The organism is Phenylobacterium sp. (assembly GCF_044371015.1).
Lineage (GTDB): Bacteria > Pseudomonadota > Alphaproteobacteria > Caulobacterales > Caulobacteraceae > Phenylobacterium.
Genome location: NZ_JBILUK010000323.1, coordinates 1 through 2,875, shown reverse-complemented (window position 1 = coordinate 2,875; position 2,875 = coordinate 1). Strand labels below are relative to the sequence as shown.

The 2,875-nt window shown below is 65.5% G+C and carries 4 protein-coding genes; 1 reads left to right on the top strand and 3 read right to left on the bottom strand.

The features are described from left to right. Positions 1–315: hypothetical protein (locus ACIQ3R_RS17050; protein ID WP_397420045.1), on the top strand; the 315-nt coding region annotated here is incomplete at its 5' end. Here ACIQ3R_RS17050 and ACIQ3R_RS17045 read toward each other — a convergent pair. The 3 genes from ACIQ3R_RS17045 to ACIQ3R_RS17035 all read right to left on the bottom strand — a co-directional run. Further along, on the bottom strand, positions 303–491 hold the full coding sequence (locus ACIQ3R_RS17045) for a DUF4169 family protein (protein ID WP_397420044.1): 189 nt from the start codon (positions 489–491) through the stop codon (positions 303–305). The two genes, ACIQ3R_RS17050 and ACIQ3R_RS17045, sit on opposite strands and share 13 nt — an antisense overlap. Before the next feature lie 8 nt (positions 492–499). Further along, on the bottom strand, positions 500–1,702 hold the full coding sequence (locus ACIQ3R_RS17040) for a pyridoxal phosphate-dependent aminotransferase (protein WP_397420043.1): 1,203 nt from the start codon (positions 1,700–1,702) through the stop codon (positions 500–502). A gap of 91 nt (positions 1,703–1,793) precedes the next feature. After that, positions 1,794–2,875: calcium-binding protein (locus tag ACIQ3R_RS17035; RefSeq protein WP_397420042.1), on the bottom strand; the 1,082-nt coding region annotated here is incomplete at its 5' end.

Sequence of the window (2,875 nt, the reverse complement as noted above, 5' to 3'; positions counted from 1 at the left end):
TACGAGAGCAAGCGCTACTCCCAGGTCGACAACCTCAACTGGGCCGGCGACAGCTTCATTCTCAACGGCAACATCTCGCTCACGCGTGGTGATTGGGAGCTAAGCATCTTCGGACGCAACATGTTGGACGACAAAACCCCGAACGTTGTCACCCGACTGCTGGATTTCAACCGGCTCCTGCAACGCGCCAACCCGTTGGTGCCTAACGCGAATCCCGCGCTTCCGAACGCCGTGCAAACCACTTTCTTCCGCGACTTCTCCGTCTCCGCCCCACGCAAGCGCCAGTTCGGCGCCAGCGTCACCTACAAGTTCTGATCCTCGTCGCGGCGGGCGCCGTCCAGCGTCCGCCGCGCGCGATCCTGTTCGAGCCGCGCGGCGTCCTTCTGAGCCTTGGTGCGGCCGAAGGCGGCGCGATTGGCGGCGGCGCGAGACTTGGCCTGGGCCGCGTCGCGCGCCTTACGCGCCTTGTTGAAGTTGATCGGCTCGGCCACGCCGTCGCCTATTTGACGTTGGCGCAGAACCGCTGGATGCGCTGGCAGGCGTCCTCCAGCAGCGCGTTTGAGGTCGCGTAGCTGATCCGGAAGTGCGGCGAGAGGCCGAAAGCCGCGCCGAACACCACCGCCACGCCCTCAGCTTCCAGAAGCTCCACCGCGAAGTCGGAGTCGCTCCCGATCACCTTGCCGGACGGTGCGGTCTTGCCGATGAGCCCCGCGCAGGACGGATAGACGTAGAACGCGCCCTCCGGCGTCGGGCAGCGAAGGCCGTTGGCCTGGTTGAGCATCGAGACCACCAGGTCGCGGCGCTGTTCGAAGAGCTTGGCGTTGGGCTTGATGAAGGCCTGTGTCCCGTTGAGGGCTTCGACCGACGCCCACTGCGAGATCGACGAGGGGTTTGAGGTGGTCTGGCTCATGACCTTGGCCATGGCCTTGATCAGCGGCTCGGGACCGCCAGCATAGCCGATACGCCAGCCTGTCATGGCGTAGGCCTTAGAGACCCCGTTCATAGTGAGGGTGCGGTCGTAGAGCGCCGGTTCCACCTGGGCGATGGTGGTGAACTCGAAGTCGCCGAACACCAGATGCTCGTACATATCGTCGGTCAGGATCCAGACGTGCGGATGCCGGAGCAACACGTCGGCCAGGGCCCGCAGCTCGGCGCGCGTATAGGCCGCGCCCGAAGGGTTGGACGGCGAGTTCAGCATCACCCACTTGGTCTTGGGCGTGATCGCGTTCTCCAGGTCCGTCGGCCGCACCTTGAAGCTGGTGGCCTCCGAAGTCGGCAGCGCCACCGGCTCCCCGCCGGCCAACAGGACGATATCCCAGTAGCTGACCCAATAGGGGGTCGGCACGATTACCTCGTCGCCGGGGTTCAGCGTGGCGATCATGGCGTTCCAGATCACGGGCTTGCCGCCCGGCGAGACGTTGATCTGGCTGGGCTTGTAAGTCAGGCCGTTCTCGCGGGCGAACTTGGCGCAGATGGCCTCCTTCAGCTCGGGAATGCCGTCGACATTGGTGTACTTGGTCTTGCCATCACGGATCGCCTTGATGGCGGCTTCCTTGATGTTGTCCGGCGTGTCGAAATCTGGCTCACCCGCCGCCAGTGTGATGATGTTCTTGCCCTGCGCCTTCAACTCACGGGCTTTGGCGTCGGCGGCCATGGTGGCGGACGGCTTCACACGGGCGAGCGCGGCGGACTCCAGCGACATGGCGGGACGGTCTCCGAATGGGGGTGGAACGAGCGCGGCGGGGTTTAGCCTATGCTGTGCGGCAGCGAAACCCGGGGCGGCGGCCCCCAGACTATGAGAAGGCCTCCAACCCAATGTCGGACAGGTTGCGGCCGACGAGGCGAATGGCGGTGTCAGCGCCGTCTGATGGCCCGTCGATGTCGACAAACACGAACACATCACTCCCCACCTGAGCCGCCACATAGCGGGTGCCCGCTCCGGCCATATGCTGATTGGCGGTCACCAGGGCCTCCGCGTAGCTACCCGCCACGAACTCCGAATAGCTGAGCGCCGGGAGGGACAGATTGCCGAGCGTGCCGACCGCGGCGAAGCTCAGCTGATCGCCAGTTTCCCAGTCCCGGATCTCAGCCTCAACACCGGCCGCCGGCGAGACGCCCGCGACGAACTCAAAGCGATCGCGCCCGGTACCGCCGAACAACACGTCCTGGCCTCCGCCGCTGGTGCTGAGCGTGTCATTGCCAGCGTCACCATAGAGATTGGAGGTCTCCGGGCCCCGCGTGGCCAGTCGATCATCGCCATCTCCACCACGCAGCAGGTTGGAGCCAAAATCCCCGTCCAGGCGATCCGCGCCGGCGCCGCCCTGCAGGCTGTCATCGCCCAGGCCGCCCATCAGGGTGTCGTCGCCCAGGTCGCCGGAGAGCCAATCCCCGCCATCGGCGCCCTGAATGTCGTCCATACCTTGGCCGCCCAACAGCGTATCCGAACCCGAACCGCCGAAGATGAAGTCGTCGCCAAGATTGCCGTGGGCGAAGTCTCCGACATCGCCCACGACGCCGCCCGGCGCCGATGAAACATAGATCGCATCGTCACCCTGGCCGCCGAAAAGTGTGTCAGCGCCTGAGCCGCCCACCAGAGCGTCGTCGCCGGAATTCCCTTGCAGCAGGTCTCGGCCCGCCCCGCCTGACAGGGTATCGTGGCCAGGTCCGCCATAGAGGCCATCATCGCCGCCGCCCGTTGCGACTCGGTCGTTCCCCAGATCACCAATGTAGAGTTGAGAGCCATCGGCCATCGTCAGACCGCCAGCCTTCGAAATCTGCGCCAGTGCGGTCGAGAACGCCACGGCGTGGCCGTCGTAGGTCACGAGGATGCCCGGAACTACGCCCGGCGCGGGCAGCGCTAGAGGGTCGAAAGCCT

Bases quoted from the DNA above. Each gene is read 5' to 3' on its own strand.
- ACIQ3R_RS17040 (WP_397420043.1), bottom strand. From the start codon at position 1,702: ATGTCGCTGGAGTCCGCCGCGCTCGCCCGTGTGAAGCCGTCCGCCACC.